Raw genomic sequence first — 17,327 nt, forward strand, 5'->3', positions numbered from 1 at the left:
CAGAAAGCTTTGTACTACCAGAAAGGCAGGAAAGAAGTTATCCAAGGGCAGTAAAGAAAAGGCCTAGTCGCTATGCGACTAGGCCTTCAAGGAAGCGTAAATTATCTTAATTCACATGCATTAAGCACTATACTCGCTTAATAATAGATCTCGATTTTATCGTTTAGAAAGCCAACGACTTATTCCCAATCAAGAATAACTTTACCCGACATGCCAGAACGCATAACGTCAAAGCCTTGCTGGAAATCATCAATCTCATAATGGTGCGTAATGATTGGGGTTAGATCTAGGCCTGATTGAATCAAGCTTGCCATCTTGTACCATGTTTCAAACATTTCGCGACCGTAGATACCTTTAATGATTAAACCTTTAAAGATAACTTGTGTCCAGTCAATGCCCATGTCTGATGGTGGAATACCAAGTAATGCAACCTTTCCACCGTGGTTCATGCTTGATAACATGCTGTTAAATGCCATTGGATTACCTGACATTTCTAAACCAACATCAAAGCCTTCCTTCATGCCTAACTCATCCATAACATCAGTTAGGTTTTCATTGGCAACGTTAACGGCGCGAGTTACACCCATTTTACGTGCAAGATCTAAGCGGTATTCGTTAACATCGGTGATCACAACATGGCGAGCACCAACATGTTTTGCAACCGCAGCTGCCATAATACCAATTGGGCCAGCACCGGTGATCAAGACATCTTCACCGACAAGATCAAACGATAATGCAGTATGAACCGCGTTACCAAACGGGTCGAAAATCGACGCTAGATCATCTGAAATATCATCTGGAATTTTAAACGCATTAAATGCAGGAATAACCAAAAACTCAGCAAACGCACCTTCACGGTTAACACCGACACCAACGGTATTACGGCATAAATGGGTACGACCACCGCGACAGTTACGGCAATGCCCACAAGTGATGTGCCCTTCACCAGAAACACGGTCACCTAAGTTGAAACCACGGACTTCTTGTCCCATGCCTACAACTTCACCCACATATTCATGACCCACAACCATAGGTACAGGAATCGTTTTTTGTGACCACTCATCCCAGTTATAGATATGCACGTCTGTACCACAGATAGCTGTTTTCTTAATACGAATAAGTAGATCATTATGCCCCATTTGCGGCTTATCTACTTCAGTCATCCAGATACCTTCTTCAGGCTTTAATTTAGACAGAGCTTTGATTTTCATAACACTTATTCCATAAAGCTAGAATAACCATTTAATGGCATTCTATACAATGACCTTAACCAATGGCTAAGGTCGTGCCGATGTTAACAACGAAAAACGAACTAGATAATAGCCATCTCTTTGCCTACTTCGATAAAGACATCAATGGCTTTGTCAAGTTGCTCACGGGTATGTGCTGCTGACATTTGAGTACGAATACGTGCTTTACCGTTTGGTACTACTGGGAATGAGAAACCAACCACATAGATACCTTTTACTAATGCGCGCTCAGCAAATTCTGCTGCTACTTTTGCATCACCTAGCATAATTGGAATGATAGCGTGATCAGCACCAGCCATAGTAAAGCCAGCATCTGTCATACGGGTACGGAAATGCGCCGCATTAATCCATAGGTTATCGCGTAAATCACCACTTTCAGCTAATAGATCAATAACACGGTTTGATGCAGCTACAATCGCTGGCGCAACAGAGTTTGAGAACAAGTATGGACGTGAACGCTGGCGTAACCAATCAATCACTTCTTTCTTACCTGACGTGTAACCGCCTGATGCACCACCCATTGCTTTACCCAGCGTACCTGTAATGATATCAATACGATCCATTACATTATGGTGCTCATGAGTACCACGACCATTTGCGCCCATAAAGCCGACAGCGTGAGAGTCATCCACCATGACAAGTGCGTCATATTTCTCCGCTAAATCGCAAATAGCAGGCAGGTTAGCCACTACGCCATCCATTGAGAACACACCGTCAGTTACGATCAATGTATTACGTGCGCCCGCTTCTTTAGCTGCGATCAATTGTTGCTCAAGCTCTTCCATGTTGTTATTTGAGTAACGGAATCGCATTGCTTTACATAAACGTACACCATCAATAATAGAGGCGTGATTTAGTGCATCTGAAATGATGGCATCTTCAGCACCAAGGATCGTTTCAAATAAACCAGTGTTAGCATCAAAACATGAGGTATAAAGAATGGTGTCTTCCATTCCTAAGAAATTCGATAGTTTTTGCTCTAATTCTTTATGCGCGTCTTGTGTGCCACAAATAAAACGCACCGATGCCATACCAAAACCGTGTTGATCCATACCCGCTTTTGCAGCAGCAATCAGTTCTGGGTGATTAGCCAAACCTAAGTAGTTATTTGCACAGAAGTTTAATACTTCTTCACCAGATTGAATCTTAACAGCAGCTTGTTGTGCAGACGTAATAATACGCTCAGATTTGTATAGTCCTTCAGCTTTAACATCTTCAATTTGCTGATTAATTTGCTTATAGAATGCAGAAGACATGTGTTCCTCACAGATTTATTGGATGGTAACTAAGCGCAATCGCCGATAAAACCTAAAAGCTCTTTTATCTAGACTAGAACATACTGCAACGACAGCATTAAATATCGAAGTCTAGGGAGTAGCTTTCGTTTTACACCTTTTTTATTTGAAAATCGCCAACTATTTGGTGCTTTTTATCAACACTTTGAACTAGAACTTAATTGGTCACTTTTCAGCATTCTAATTCAAACCTAACCACAGTATTATCCCATACCATGGAAAATGATTATTGACTCTCAGGCACAAATGAATGGAAACTAATAAGCTAATCGCACTAATGCCAGATCTGGCGGTGTTTATTGTCGTCGTTGATGAAGGCAGCTATACCTCGGCTGCCAAAAAGCTCAATGTCACCCCTTCTGCATTAAGTAAACAGATATCACGCTTAGAGAGCGCGCTTTCCGTTAAATTATTAGAACGTACGACTCGAACCTTGGTCATCAGTGAGTCTGGTAAACGCATTTATAGTCAATGCACAGCGATGTTTGATGCCGCAAAACAAGCGATTGAAATCTCCCATTCAGAGCCGATTGTGCCTGCCGGTATGATAACAGTTGCTGCACCCAAAGCATTTCTATCGATAGTATTACAGCCATTAGTGACGCCATTTTTAACTCAATACCCTGATATTCAATTAAAGCTTAAAGCCCGTGATGGTGATATTGATATTATAAAAGAAGGGATTGATGTGGTATTTAGACTAACTGAAAAGCCAAGTGAGGATTTAGTCTTAAAACAAATAGGCAAAGTTGATCTAATGCTATGTGCCAGTCCTGAATACTTAGCACAACGTGGCACACCCCAAACGCCATTAGATCTTATTCATCATGATTGTTTGTATTTAGGGGAAACTAATACAGACAATATTTGGGATTTTGAACAACAACATACACGCCATCGCGTTACCGTGAGTGGTCGTTATGCGGTTAATCACTCTCAAATGCGACTTAATGGTGTAAAAGATAACTTAGGGATTGGTATCTTCCCTGATTTTGTGATTAAAGATGCTTTGCTCGAAGGTGCGGTTATTCAAGTATTACCTGCATGGACGATACGCGGTAATTATCATGGTGATATTGCGCTGCAATACGCTCAAACTAAATTTATGCCCGCCCGACTAAGAGCATTTATTGACTACATAACAGCAAATTTTAACTCGTAAATCATTGATTAAATAAGAAAATGTGCGTTTTTGTCACTTTTTGTTTTTTTTGACACTTATTTTTGTAGTAACGCTAAAGTTATCATTTTCACTGAACTGATACACTTAGTGCATAAAAGGCCATCACAAAATAAAGGACAATCGGTCCTCTCAATGTATGCCTCCAATGCAAAAGGATCAGTGTTTATGCACTCAAAAATCATAGAAAATCATGATGAATTAATCCACTGGATGCGTTTAGTCGAGAATACATATGGTCGTTCAATTCTAACCGATACTGCCATTCATTTTGTTTCTGGCACTTATGATGACGGTACGATAGGTCATATGATTGAAATTTTCGATCTTGATGATGCAATGATCGCCAGTTCAGCAGTGAGCCTCGAATTAGCTGAGTTTGCGAATAAAATGAACAACGTCGTTCAACAGCAAGGGGCTAATAGTCTTGCCGCTTCTCGTAGTGTCATGCATTAAAACAATTAACGTAAATATTCCATCGCTACTTTATTTCTCAGTCACTTCTGATTAGAGTGACGGTATAGTTTATACTTCGAACAGTATAATTAACTGCTTAACGGCCATGATAAACAGCAGCCGTTAAATTGAAATACAGTGGGAACAGCGATGGAAAAATATATTGGTTTAATGTCAGGGACGAGCATGGATGGCGTTGATGCTGTTCTCGTAGAAATTGACAACAATAATATTCGATTACTTGGTTCGCATCCCTTTGCTATGGGTAATAATCTCAAACAATCATTGTTAGATATCTGTTTAGGCCAACCAACAAATTTACAAACATTAGGTGAACTAGACCACCGTTTAGGTCATCTTTTTGCTGATGCTGTATTAGCACTGCTGAATAAAACCCAAACAGATGCTACAGATATCACCGCTATCGGTAGCCACGGTCAAACCGTCTTTCATTCTCCCCACACAGAATATGCGTTTACGATGCAAATTGGTGATGCCAATATTATTGCCGCCAAAACAGGCATTACTACCGTTGCTGATTTTCGTCGCAAAGACATGGCATTTGGTGGTCAAGGTGCACCGCTAGTTCCCGCTTTTCATCAACAACTATTTAGCTCAACCCAATGTACTCGAGTTATTTTAAATATTGGCGGTATTGCTAATATTACTGTCTTAGAGCCGAATAAAGCAGTGACAGGCTTTGATACTGGTCCTGGTAATATGTTGATGGATGCGTGGATCAACCTCCACCAGCAAAAAAGTTATGATGAGAACGGTAATTGGGCCCGCTTAGGTACGGTAAGCTCAGTGTTATTAACCCGCTTATTGTCTGAGCCGTATTTACAACTACCCGCGCCTAAAAGCACTGGTCGAGAGTTATTTAACCTGCCATGGTTAGAACACTATTTAGCCGAACCAACGATTGCAGAACTGCAACTCTCTGCTTGTGATATTCAAGCAACACTCACTGAATATACCGCGCAAACTATTGCAAATGATGTCAAAAAAACAGGCCTCATCCCTGCCGTTACACCAAATGAACTATTAGTCTGTGGCGGCGGTGCTCATAACCCGATTTTAATGCAACGACTGGCAGAATTGCTACCAAGTTGGCAGGTTATGACAACCGCAGATCGTGGTGTAGATATTGATAACATGGAAGCAATGGCATTTGCATGGCTTGCATATCGCACTATGCACCATCAATCAGGTAATTTACCAGAAGTGACTGGCGCTAGTCGTTTAGCCCAATTAGGTGCGATTTATCCTGCGGATTAACGATAACTAATCAGTAAGCTTTAATACGCCCTGACTAAATGGGGCATACCTTAATGAAAAATAGTAGGTATCCCTGTTTATTACTTGTTGCGTCACTTGTTGATAATAAGATAATGGCAATCGTTGAGCGACAAAAGGCGTTGCTGAAAATTGTTTAAAAATTTCTCTAATAATGCCACTTTCTGAGGGTAATAATGACAGGTATTGTTGCCTCACCTTCTCAGTTAAGGCTTGCGTACCATGCCCATCTTGCACGATCACTTTAATACCGGCCTCTGTTAACTGCTCAACCCACTGAACAATAGCTGGTGCATCAATAGTGGCAGATAAATATAAACTTACCATCAGTGGTTTATTATAGTTATGTACTTGTTTAGCTAATAATACAGTGAGTTGCTGTCGCTGTTGCAATGTTGGAAAATCATAATCACTCAACTCAAGCGGCAAATAAAAGCCTTTAATCGATGCTGAATGCTGAGTTATCCATGGCTTCCAGCGCTGATATGTTTTTTCAAGCTCAACAAAATAATGATTCAAATAATCCGCTTGTTGCGACAATGATTGCGTATGAATGCGTTTAAAATACGTTGGATCTGAATACAAGCCAAACCACACCGTTCCGCCTTGAGCAAACCATGCTTCAATACGTTTTGCTAGCCAGCCCTTTGTGCCATCAAATTTTTCTGTGCCATACTGCGACCACTGAATCAGCAACGAATTAATACGTTGCTGTTGAATATCAACCAGCAACGTTTTCCATTCCTGCATTGTTATTGGTTTATCACGATTCAAAGGCTGATACAGAAATCCAATATCAGCCTTTGGTTTAGTTAAATAACAACCAGTAATAATCAGTAATACAATGCATAGCGTAATAAAAAGGCATTGTCGCCCTCTTTTGCGGTACTGCTTTGCCCTACATACTGCCATTCCATCCCCAATTCGGATATGAGTTTATATCCATCATAATGGTTACTCATCCATTCGCTTAACCACAACACGCCTAATCCATAACGCACATCGTTATCTGTTGTTTTAATATTTAATGTCTCTTCTGCATCATATGAAGAGTAGCTATATTGCATAAAACCATAGGGGACAATACGCTGCTTATGGTTATCAGAAACTTTAACAACACGGCCTAAATCATAACGACCAAAGAATGATAAATTATCAATATGAGCAAGGTTGGCAACCCCTTCGGCATATAATTGTTGAAACCACCATTGCTGTTGATCGTATTTCCACGCCTTACTCCATGCATCATTGGCAAGTAGATCGCCACGAATAGTTAAATATGGATTTACTTGATAATCATTCATGGTTTTCTGTGATTTTAAGCCGCCGCGAATAAATACCGTATAATCTTTTAACGGTTTCCATTCAAGACCAACCTCAACCGCATCATTAAACCCTTTACCATAGTTTTGCTGGTCGCGACCAACAGATACCGTATCAGTAAAGTTGGTACTGTAACCATAATTTATATATAAAGCAGACCGCGGTAATCGCCATTGGTCTTCATTAAAATAGTATTTAGCTTCAAGTTGTTGGTAATAATCCCCCGTTTGACCGGTAATTAACGACGAGCGACTACTTGCATTTTGACCAACCCATCCAGCGACAGAAAAAGCCCAGCCCTGATACACATTACGATGTGAATCTTGAAGATAATGCTGCAATTTTTTCTCTGTTTCAGTTAATGGTTTCTTGTCTTCCAATAGCAAATCTATCGCTTGCTGATAACGTATTTTAGCTTGCTTATTATGGTCTAATTTAGCGAGTACATCCCCATATGCGGTCAATATAAAGACATTAGGTTGATAGTTTGGTTGTTCAAACAAGCGTTGCATAACATACGCAGCTTGCTGGGGCTGATGTCGACTCAAATAAAATGCATATTCTTGCGTTAACTGATTATTGGCACCATATCGAGCCTGAATCTGGTTATAAACTGAGGTGACCTTTGCTGTTTGCTGGGTCTGTTGGTAGACATGAAACAATGCGATCGCTTCTGGCTCTTTTTTAAAAGGATCATGCGCTTGTGTCAGTAAACGTTCGGCTTCGGCTACATTACCTAAACCTAGAGCAATCCTACTGCCATCAATGCGCTGCCACTGCGAACTATTAATAGAACGCTGACGCCATAAACTTTGCGCTTGTTGTAATAATTTAAGATCTAATAAACTATTAATATACTGATGAAATTGATAATCATTTAATTGCTGTTGAGGAACTGATTGCCAATATGCAACAGCTTGTTTATTATTATTAATATCTGCATACCAAGAGCCTAATAGCAATTGTTCCATGATCCCTTTAGGTTCAATCGCTTCAACCATCGTGATAGCTTGCTGCTTATTTGTTTCAGCTTTACATTGAGCAACAGCCATAATAGCGAATGGGCGCTGAGCACTAAGATCTGTATTGATTACATCGTTACATTGGTTGGTATTTACCCAGTAATCGCTCTTTATTTGTTTACTCATTGAAAGATACTGATTTAATTGTCTAACTTGTGTCAGTGAATAAGCATCGCTTGCTGCATAAAAGTCATCAACAAATGCACCAGTAATCGCAGAATACCGTAATGCAACACTGTTTTGTTTCAATAAGCTAGATAACAACTGGCTCATCTCATTATGATTGTTAGTCTTTGATAACGCATAAAGAGCCGATTTCAATAGGCTAATTTTCCCTTGCTGCTGATATAATTTAAGCCAAATTGTTGCCGCTTGTGGATATTGCTTAAGCTTGTCATAACTCGTAGCAAGAACAGGTAATTGAGATGGTTGTTGCAGTTGTTTTGATAACCGTACTATCGCTTTCCAGTTATTTGTTTTTACATAACTATTTACTAAAATATTAATTCTTTTTTGCGCTAGGCGATGATTAGAAAATGATGTTTTTTCTAATAAGTTTATCGCATTAGTCGCTTCAGCCAAATTAAGCCATTGCGCAGAATGGGTTGTAGGATCACAACCTGCAAGTAATATTCTGGCTTGGTGTTTATTTGGTAAGGCCTCAACCACTTCTTGAGTACACGGTGTATATTCAAGCGCTGCTTTCTGGGCTATTTGCTCGGTTGTTAATTTTTGCAGATCCTGATAAGCAACGGAAGCTTCTGCATTTAGCCCTTTGTTTTTTTCAAGATCACTAAATACAGTCATCGCTTTAACATAGTCTTTCAGACCAAGTAGATGGAAAGCATATTCAGTTAATATTCGATTCGAAGTATGACTATTAGGATCAGTATTCGCTAATGCTAACGCAGGCTTAATTTGCCCAAGTTTCAAATAGGAAAGCGCAAATATGTAGCGATCATCCCCTGAAAGCTTATCAACTTGAGCTAAATGAGCCAAAGCATCGATAGTCCCAACGTAATCTTTCTGCGAAAAAGCAAGTTGTGCTTCAGGTGCTATCGCTGATTTCACTTTAAGATTAAAGGGAATCGACTGACTCCAAGCCAGCGTTTTCTTAGCACCATAATGATGCAAATTCGCATAAAATAAGGTTTGATAACCTAATTCTTGATCGTGTAGTGACAACCCTTCTAATAACTGATGTAACTCAAAGTAAGTCAATAACTTCGGATGATTAAGTTGCGTTAGCTTTAAATGTACACTTAAAGCATTTCGTTGTACTAATGGTAACTTTTCAAGCCAAGGCTCCATCAATTGGTAATTATCCATTTTTATCGATAATTCAATGCCATATTTTAATAACTCATGGTTATTAGGTGCTTTTTTTAATGCATGCTCTAATTCAGTAAATGCTTCCTTGTACTGGCCATTCTTTTCATCACGCATTGCTTTATCAATAAAAGGATAAGTAGCAAAATGTTGATATTCCGTCATGCCCTTACTAATATTTAGGGCTTTATCATCATCGGCAAGCGTCACAGTTGATGTCACTAGCAAACATAAAGATAAGCTGTGTAATTTATTACTCACCTAAACCAGCTCCTTGTGCTTGTATCAGTTGACTGACACTCATTTCCTGTTTGGTTTTTAATTCCATCGCAGCACTAATAGACGCTGATGAAACATATTGCTGAGAAACTAAAAAGTCACCAAACCTAATATCTGATGTACGAGCAAATGCTAACACTGCTTGATTTAGTACGGTTGGTTCTATCAGTTTTAACGCTAACAAATAGTCACCCAACTGCATACGAGAAGCATAATATTGATCCATAACATACTGACGTTCAGATAAAGGAAGTTGTTTCTCTGCCACCGCTTGGTCTAATTTCATTGATGGATTAGTCTCTTGCTGATCAAAATACCAATAGCGTAATCCCAACATAACAGCACCATTGGTAATAATGACCCAAGACACTTCACACTGTAACTGGCGCTTAATAACATTGATTGCAACTGGATTTAGACGTTTATTACAGCCTAAAATAAGTGTTCCATTGTCATACTTAATGGGCAAGACTGAATATTTTAACGCTAACATTTTAGGCAATCGCTCGATGGTACGAGGATCTAATTCAAAAGGATCACAAGCTTGATACTCGGCATCAACCTGAACTGCAATTGCCGCACTTAATTGTTCATTAGTGACATAATGTTTTAATACCAAATGTGTACCAAAAAGCATATTCGTCGGTTTAGTCACCAACGCTTGTTCTAATTGCTTTTCAGTGATCTGCCCTTTTTCTATTAGTATCTGACCTAACGGTATACGGCGAATGGTGTCATCAACGATAGGAAAATCATGAGTAGTTTTATCCCAAGCAACACGACGAGGGTCGCCTTGTTCTACAACCTGACGGATCGCGCGAACATTAGCAAAAAAGTTAATAATATTGCCCCATACCATCCGTGGAAATGACAAGAATCCTTGCCAGAAACCATAATACTGAGTGACAAAGAAAGCCCGTTGGAATGTACGATTAAAAAATAAAATAAAATTAATATAGAGCAATACTTTGACCATAGGATCATCACTTAATAATGATAAAAAGTGATAGCTATCAGGGACCAATGTACTGTATAGCGTTAATGCAACCATCTGAAATAAAAGTAACATAGCTAAAAATCCGCCAAGGTTACTCATCGCTCCACGACGATCACGCCACAAAAAGTAATTAATTTTCCAATCTTTAGTCCATTTATGGTTTTTCATTCCCTGAAAAACGATGCCGATGATCCAACGTGTTTTTTGTCGTACGGCGGTGTTAAAAGTGGTTGGAAAATATTCACGTACACATACAACACTTCCTTCGCGTTTTGATACACCGATATGAGATTCACGTAATGTCACATGATCTTTTCCCATAACAGGAAAACGCACGAAAATTTCTTCCATTCCCCACTGCTTTAAACGAAAACCAATATCGTAATCTTCTGTTAAAGATTGCACATCAAACGGCAGACCATCACCCTCTACGGATAAACGTAAAATAGCCTGACGACTAAAGCATGTACCAACCCCCGCGCTAGGTACTTGCCCAGCTAGCGACTCACGTACAATAACGTCTTTACCATGTAATTCTGCGAATTCATCCACATAGTGAGCAGGCGTCATTTGATACCATTTACGTGCATAAGGATAAACAGGTAATTGAATAAGATCTTTTCGTGGTAATAAATGATTAAATAAACGCAGTTCTAAGGCTGAAATAACATCTTCTGAATCATGTAAAACAAAGCCTGCAAATTCTATTTTAGCCTTCTTTTCAAACTCAATAATTGAGGCAATAATATTATTCAGACAATCAGCTTTGCTTGTTGGACCGGGCTGAGCACAAACAACTTTATGCACATGTGAAAATTGCGCACAAACATTATCGACATCGGCTTGTGTTTGTGGATCATTCGGGTAAGTGCCTACAAAAATTTGATAGTTTTCATAGTCTAAACCAGTTGCAGCTAAATGGGCCATTTTATCAATAACCCCATGCTCTTGCCACGCAGGTACCATAATAGCGATAGGTTGTTCGGATTTAACCAGTAATTCATCCGCGTCCATATGATCATGACGGCGATATACCGTGACTCTACGCCACAATTTTCTGGTCCAAAAATAAATATCAATAAACAGATCATCAATGCCAAAAATAGCAAGAACAAACATCAGAACTAACGATATATACTTAAGGACATACAAGTAATTTATAAATAGATCAAAAAACATTAAGCATTCTCACTAAATCATCAGCTATTTTTAATGATGCTTTACCATCACCAAAGGGGTTTTTCATCTCATTAGAGATTGTTTTATCTAACATTAATAAACATGCTTGAATTATTTCTTCCTCACATTCAGCGCCAGCTAAAATAGAAAAACCCTCATTAATCGCCTCTGGTCGTTCTGTTGTTTTTCTTAAAACAACAGTAGGAATACGGTATGTCGGCGTTTCCTCTTGAATGCCACCAGAATCTGTAATAACAAGCTTAGCGGATGCTAATGACTTTTGTAATTCAAAATAGTCTAATGATTCGATAATATGTATTTTATCTTGACCTAATAATGCCTCTTCTACTTGATTTCTTACAATAGGGTTAGGGTGAACAGCAAATTTAAAAATAAGATCAGGTCTTATTTCTGATAGTTTAATTAATGCATTACAAATAATTTTAATATTATTCCAATTTTCACGTCTATGCGCAGTTACAATAATAATATTGCTTTTTTCATTCGGTAATAACCCTTGTTCTAATAAATAAAGTTGTGCATCAACAACGGTATTACCCGTTAATATTATATTCGATGCAGGCACTCCCTCAGAAACAAGAGCAGCATAAGCTAATAATGTTGGAGCATAATGTTTTGTTGCTAACTTACTGACTAATATACGATTTGATTCTTCAGGAAATGGATGGCGTAAATCACCAGAACGTAAACCAGCTTCAACATGAGCAATAATAGGAATTTGATTATAAAATGCCGCTTTTGCTCCAGCTAATGTCGTTGCTGTATCACCATGAACCAATACTGCCTTATAGCTTATCATTTCAAGGATTTGCTGAACATTATTCATTAAACCTGACAATAATGACGTCACACTATTGCCTTCTGGTCTCGATAATATATAAGTAGGTTTAATATTAAATATATTAAATGCTTGCATAGCTAATTCATCATGTTGTCCGGTATGACACCAATCAACACGAATATTATTTGTTTTTAATGCATGAAAAACAGGAGCCATTTTAATAACTTCAGGCCTTGTTCCTGTGATAATTAATATTTTTTTATTACCTTTCACAGTAGATCCTTATTATTTGTTTTAGATTGGTTTAGTTAATATATATTACTATAATGATAAAAAACACAATAAAAATAATAAGGGTAATAATAAAATTAAATATCACAACTATTATTTATATATATAATAAAAATAATAGACTATAAATTTAAATAAAATACCAGTAATGCATTCCCTTATATTTTATAAAAATAAAAAGATACCACCTTGGTATTTTTATTTAAAAAACGGCTTACTTTACGTGGTTGTTTTATAAAATAAACTTTAATTTACAAGTAAGATTAATACCCTTAAAATAATCACATTCTTTATTTTTGAGAACTAAAATGAAAAAAAAAACCGTACCTTTGCCAAATAAAGAGCCTTGTCATTATAAAAATGTTGCCTTAATTGCTTGCTCTACTCAATTTGACCCAACACAAGTACCACAAGTGGTTAGCGTTTTAGAGAGTCATGGCTATCATGTAAATTGCCATTATTTACAACAAAATATTTCAGATTTTGGTTATGTTGATACTGATCAAGCGCGAGCCCATAACTTAATTAAAGCATTACTTGATTCAACAATTGATGTGTTGTGGTTTTATCGTGGTGGTGGTGGCGCATTAAACTTACTTCCATATCTCCATCGTTATAAACAACAACTCTTAGCAATACCTGCAAAAATGATTGTAGGATTTAGTGATGTAACTGCTATTCATAGTTTTCTAAATGATGAATTAGGATGGCGCTCAATTCACGGTGTTAACGCCAATAACCACCTTGATATGGGTACAACAAATCAGCAACCATTGCCTGATATCTTCGAAATAATGAATAACGGTATAGTTTATAACAATGCACTGCCACTTAATGCACTAGCACAACAAGCAGCTTCTATTACGGGAATTTTAATCGGTGGTAATCACACCCTTGTTGCTGCAACATTTGGCACTAAATATCAGCCTGATTTCACAGGTAAAGTATTATTACTTGAAGACATTGGTGTGACTTTTCGTCAATTAGATCGTTACTTACAACAATTATTATTTCTAAATGAATTTAATGTAGAAGCGATTATTTTTGGTCAATATTATTCTACCGATCCAACAGATCAAGAACGAATGATGTACAAAGCAGTATTACAACGATTTGCTGATCAATGTAATAAGCCCGTGTATTACTTTCCTTTCTTTGGTCATGGCAAATATAACCAACCATTTATTCTTGGTGAAAGCATAACGTTACAACGTAACCAAGCTTCAACGGAATTAGACATGACTGAATACGTAATATGCATTCAACCCCCCTTTCACAGTAAATAAATCGTCATCATTTACCAATAAAAAAGGCTGCTGAGTAGTTCTCAACAGCCTTTCAATAGCTATAGCTAAATGATTACTTTGCTTGAGTCTTCAAGAATTTCTTCACTTTCTTCATTGCCATTTGGCGCTTAAGAGGTGATAGATAATCAATGAAAAGAATACCTTTTAGGTGATCAATCTCATGCTGGAGTGCGATAGCAAGAAAATCATCACGCTCAAGGTGAATATCATTACCATCACGATCAAGCGCAGTTAATTCGATTTTCTCGAAACGCTCTACATCTGCGTAGTAATCAGGAACTGATAAACAGCCTTCTTGGCCAATTACTGGGTTTTCACCACGAACAATCTTAGAGTTAACGAATACCTGTGGTTCATTACGCTCTTCAGATAAATCGATAACAATAATAGACTCTTTGCGACCTACTTGAGGAGCAGCTAAACCAATACCATTACCCGTTTCGTACATGGTTTGTAGCATGTCGTCGATAAGCGTTTGGATATGTTCAGCTTTTACATCTGTTACTTCTTCAGCTTGAACGCGTAGCTTTGGATTTGGTTCGGTTAAAATTTCTAAAACTGCCATTTTATCTCTTACTTAATCGAGTACTTAGGTTACTTTGCAGTAACTTATCAGATTACCGCAAAGGATCAAAATCCTTACGATATTCTGTTGATGACGCTACTTTACCTAAAAAAAAGCTGCAACAACAATTGATAATAACAATTAATTTAATAAGTGATCCTAATCCAAGGCGTAAACATTATAAAAAACACCCATTTTATTAATATATATTCATAAAACCCTTTCAACGATAACAATCTGTTTATGAGATCTTTTTCATATTTACGCTTATTTTATTCATCATTTATTCCAAAAAATCGCCACCTAATAAATCATTGTTCAATTAAGAATAAATAACGACAGTTTTCAGACTGAAAGTGATATTTACACGCCAATTAATTGACACATAAGCAACTGATTTAAATGTTTTTTGTTACACAATCACGCTTCTCATCTCCTACCCTTGTGGTAGCATTTATTCGCTTTATTATTACAACTCTTACCTCTTTTTAGGGTCAAATAAATGAATAAAAAAACAACGTTTCTCACATTAAATGCTATTGCTCTCGCGTTAACCTCTATGAGCTTCACCGCCAACGCTGGTGAAAAGATGGTTAACCCTGAAAATGGCGTTGTCGTTGGTTACTGGCATAACTGGGCTGACGGTCGTGGTTATAAAGCAGGTAATGCTCCCGCTATGAGCCTTAAAGCCACTAACCCAATGTATAATGTGGTTGCTGTTTCTTTTATGAAAGTTTATGACACTGCCGAAGGTCGTATCCCTACTTTTCATTTAGACCCTGCAACAGGTTTAACTGAATCACAATTTATCGACCAAATTAAGCTACTAAACGATCAAGGCCGTGCCGTTATACTGGCACTTGGTGGTGCAGATGCACACGTTGAGCTGCAAAAAGGCGATGAAAATGCTTTTGCCGCTGAAATTATTCGCCTCACTGATGTTTATGGCTTTGATGGTTTAGATATCGATCTTGAGCAAGCGGCTATTGATGCAAAAGATAACCAAACCGTTATTCCAGCAGCACTGCGCATAGTAAAAGATCATTACCGTGAGCAAGGTAAAAACTTCCTTATCACTATGGCTCCTGAGTTCCCATACTTAACTGCTGCGGGTAAATATATTCCTTATATCACCGCTCTTGATGGTTACTACGATTGGATCAACCCTCAGTTTTACAACCAAGGTGGCGACGGTGTTTATGTTGAAGGCCCTGGTTGGATTGCACAAAATAACGATGCACTAAAAGAAGAGTTCATTTATTACATTGCGGATTCATTGATTAACGGTACGCGTGGCTTTACTACTATTCCACACGACAAATTAGTGTTTGGTATTCCAACTAACATTGATGCCGCGGCAACCGGTTTTATTAAGAATCCTCAAGATCTGTTTAATGCTTTTGCACGTTTAGAAAAACAATCGCAGCCTCTTCGTGGTGTGATGACATGGTCTATTAACTGGGATATCGGTACTGATGCTTCAGGTAAAGCATACAACAGCAGCTTTATTGAAACCTATGGTCCATTTGTTCACAGCCAAACTCCACCTGTTGTTCAACCTGAAAAGCCTACTATTGCTGGAATAACAGATACTCGCGTACAGCATAAAACATCATTTGATCCAATGGCTGGTGTAACAGCTAACGATAAAGAAGATGGCAATCTAACCGATTCAATCGCGGTAACGGGTAATGTTGATACTCAACGTGTTGGTGATTATGTGCTGACTTACTCAGTAACAGATTCAAATGACAACGAGACCGTATCACCACGTAAAGTCACTGTCTTTAGCGCCTTTCCTACTTTTGCTGGTGTAGAAAACAGTGTGATTAAAGTGGGTGACATTTTTGACCCAATGGCTGGCGTTTCTGCAACAGATGCTGAAGACGGCGATCTAACAACAAACATTTCTGTTTCTGGCACAGTAAACACAGCTATTGCAGGTTCATATGAACTGATTTACAACATTACAGACAATGCAAACCAAACAGTAACTGTAAAACGTGTTGTGGTGGTTAACGATGGTTCTATCGTATGTACACCAACATGGAAAGCAGATGCAACTTATGTTGAAGGTGATGTTGTCAGTCACAATGGTAAAGATTGGCAAGCGGGTTGGTGGACACAAGGAAATGAACCGGGTACCACTGGTGAATGGGGTGTGTGGCGCGAAGTTGGTGACACCGATTGTGGCGGCGATGTGGAACAACCTGAGCTTGATTTTACTGCGAGTTTAACCAGTATTAATAGCAACTACACCATCACTAATGGTATTGCAAAATTAACCCTTAATTACAGCGCAAATAAAGCAGCTTCAGTACAAATCGATGTCATTGATGCAATGGGTTACCCTGTTTCAGGAGGTCAATTTACGGCTAAGGTCGATAACAGCAAAACCATTAATATGGTGCTTGATAATGTTGTTGCTGGCACATACTCATTACGTATGATTGCTGAATCAAACAATGACAGCGTAGAACAACGTGCACATTTCACTTTAGAAGATAAAGGCACAGTTGAGCCACCAGTTACAGATGCACCAGCTTATGAAGCAGGTAAAGCTTACCTTGCAGGTGATAAGGTATTAGCGTCTGATGGCAATATATACCAATGTAAGCCATGGCCATACACAGGTTGGTGTGCAAGTGCATCATACGCACCAGCAACAAGCCAATACTGGGCTGATGCTTGGGACAAACTGTAATTATCTAGATAATAACTATGGGTAATTAATAATAAGCCAGCGGTAAGTAAAT

At 38.3% G+C, this 17,327-nt stretch carries 12 protein-coding genes; 5 read left to right on the top strand and 7 right to left on the bottom strand.

The annotated features are described in order from the left end of the window. Window positions 1-179: 179 nt before the first annotated feature. Window positions 180-1,211 (bottom strand): L-threonine 3-dehydrogenase, encoded by a 1,032-nt coding sequence (tdh, locus tag C9I86_RS08245; protein WP_107276116.1) that lies wholly within the window; start codon window positions 1,209-1,211, stop codon window positions 180-182. Window positions 1,212-1,312: 101 nt separating this feature from the next. After that, window positions 1,313-2,506 carry a glycine C-acetyltransferase gene (locus C9I86_RS08250; protein WP_107276117.1) on the bottom strand — a complete coding sequence of 398 codons (1,194 nt, stop codon included), beginning with the start codon at window positions 2,504-2,506 and terminating at the stop codon, window positions 1,313-1,315. A 289-nt stretch (window positions 2,507-2,795) separates the two neighbouring features. On the opposite strand from C9I86_RS08250, the gene C9I86_RS08255 reads away from it, so the two are divergent. The 3 genes from C9I86_RS08255 (at window position 2,796) to C9I86_RS08265 (ending at window position 5,459) form a co-directional block, all read left to right on the top strand. Further along, on the top strand, window positions 2,796-3,707 hold the full coding sequence (locus C9I86_RS08255; protein WP_080157247.1) for a LysR family transcriptional regulator: 912 nt from the start codon (window positions 2,796-2,798) through the stop codon (window positions 3,705-3,707). 186 nt (window positions 3,708-3,893) lie between these two features. After that, window positions 3,894-4,181: a hypothetical protein gene (locus tag C9I86_RS08260; RefSeq protein WP_080157246.1), complete on the top strand. Its 288-nt coding sequence runs from the start codon at window positions 3,894-3,896 to the stop codon at window positions 4,179-4,181. A 150-nt stretch (window positions 4,182-4,331) separates the two neighbouring features. After that, a complete protein-coding gene (locus C9I86_RS08265; RefSeq protein WP_107276118.1) occupies window positions 4,332-5,459 on the top strand; it encodes an anhydro-N-acetylmuramic acid kinase in 1,128 nt (375 codons plus the stop codon). A 6-nt stretch (window positions 5,460-5,465) separates the two neighbouring features. Here C9I86_RS08265 and C9I86_RS08270 read toward each other — a convergent pair whose 3' ends face one another. From C9I86_RS08270 to wecB, 4 genes are read right to left on the bottom strand one after another with little or no spacing between them, the layout of a single operon-like run. Then, window positions 5,466-6,389 (bottom strand): DUF4434 domain-containing protein, encoded by a 924-nt coding sequence (locus tag C9I86_RS08270; RefSeq protein ID WP_107276119.1) that lies wholly within the window; start codon window positions 6,387-6,389, stop codon window positions 5,466-5,468. After that, window positions 6,311-9,412 (bottom strand): hypothetical protein, encoded by a 3,102-nt coding sequence (locus C9I86_RS08275; protein WP_107276120.1) that lies wholly within the window; start codon window positions 9,410-9,412, stop codon window positions 6,311-6,313. Before C9I86_RS08275 ends, C9I86_RS08270 begins: the two co-directional genes overlap by 79 nt. Continuing rightward, complete coding sequence (locus C9I86_RS08280) at window positions 9,405-11,606, bottom strand: glycosyl transferase family protein (protein ID WP_107276121.1); 2,202 nt, start codon at window positions 11,604-11,606, stop codon at window positions 9,405-9,407. Before C9I86_RS08280 ends, C9I86_RS08275 begins: the two co-directional genes overlap by 8 nt. Continuing rightward, window positions 11,596-12,681: a non-hydrolyzing UDP-N-acetylglucosamine 2-epimerase gene (wecB, locus tag C9I86_RS08285; RefSeq protein ID WP_241956866.1), complete on the bottom strand. Its 1,086-nt coding sequence runs from the start codon at window positions 12,679-12,681 to the stop codon at window positions 11,596-11,598. Before wecB ends, C9I86_RS08280 begins: the two co-directional genes overlap by 11 nt. A 326-nt stretch (window positions 12,682-13,007) precedes the next feature. Here wecB and C9I86_RS08290 point away from each other — a divergent pair, with 326 nt between their 5' ends. After that, window positions 13,008-13,985 (top strand): LD-carboxypeptidase, encoded by a 978-nt coding sequence (locus C9I86_RS08290; protein WP_107276122.1) that lies wholly within the window; start codon window positions 13,008-13,010, stop codon window positions 13,983-13,985. 73 nt (window positions 13,986-14,058) lie between these two features. Here C9I86_RS08290 and def read toward each other — a convergent pair whose 3' ends face one another. Further along, entirely contained in the window at window positions 14,059-14,571 is a 513-nt protein-coding gene (gene def / locus C9I86_RS08295) for a peptide deformylase (protein WP_107276123.1), read from the bottom strand. A 502-nt stretch (window positions 14,572-15,073) separates the two neighbouring features. Between def and C9I86_RS08300 the strand changes: the two genes are divergently transcribed. After that, window positions 15,074-17,275: an immunoglobulin-like domain-containing protein gene (locus C9I86_RS08300; RefSeq protein WP_107276124.1), complete on the top strand. Its 2,202-nt coding sequence runs from the start codon at window positions 15,074-15,076 to the stop codon at window positions 17,273-17,275. Window positions 17,276-17,327: the final 52 nt, after the last annotated feature.

This window comes from Photobacterium sp. NCIMB 13483 (assembly GCF_003025475.1).
Taxonomy (GTDB): Bacteria; Pseudomonadota; Gammaproteobacteria; order Enterobacterales; family Vibrionaceae; genus Photobacterium; species Photobacterium piscicola.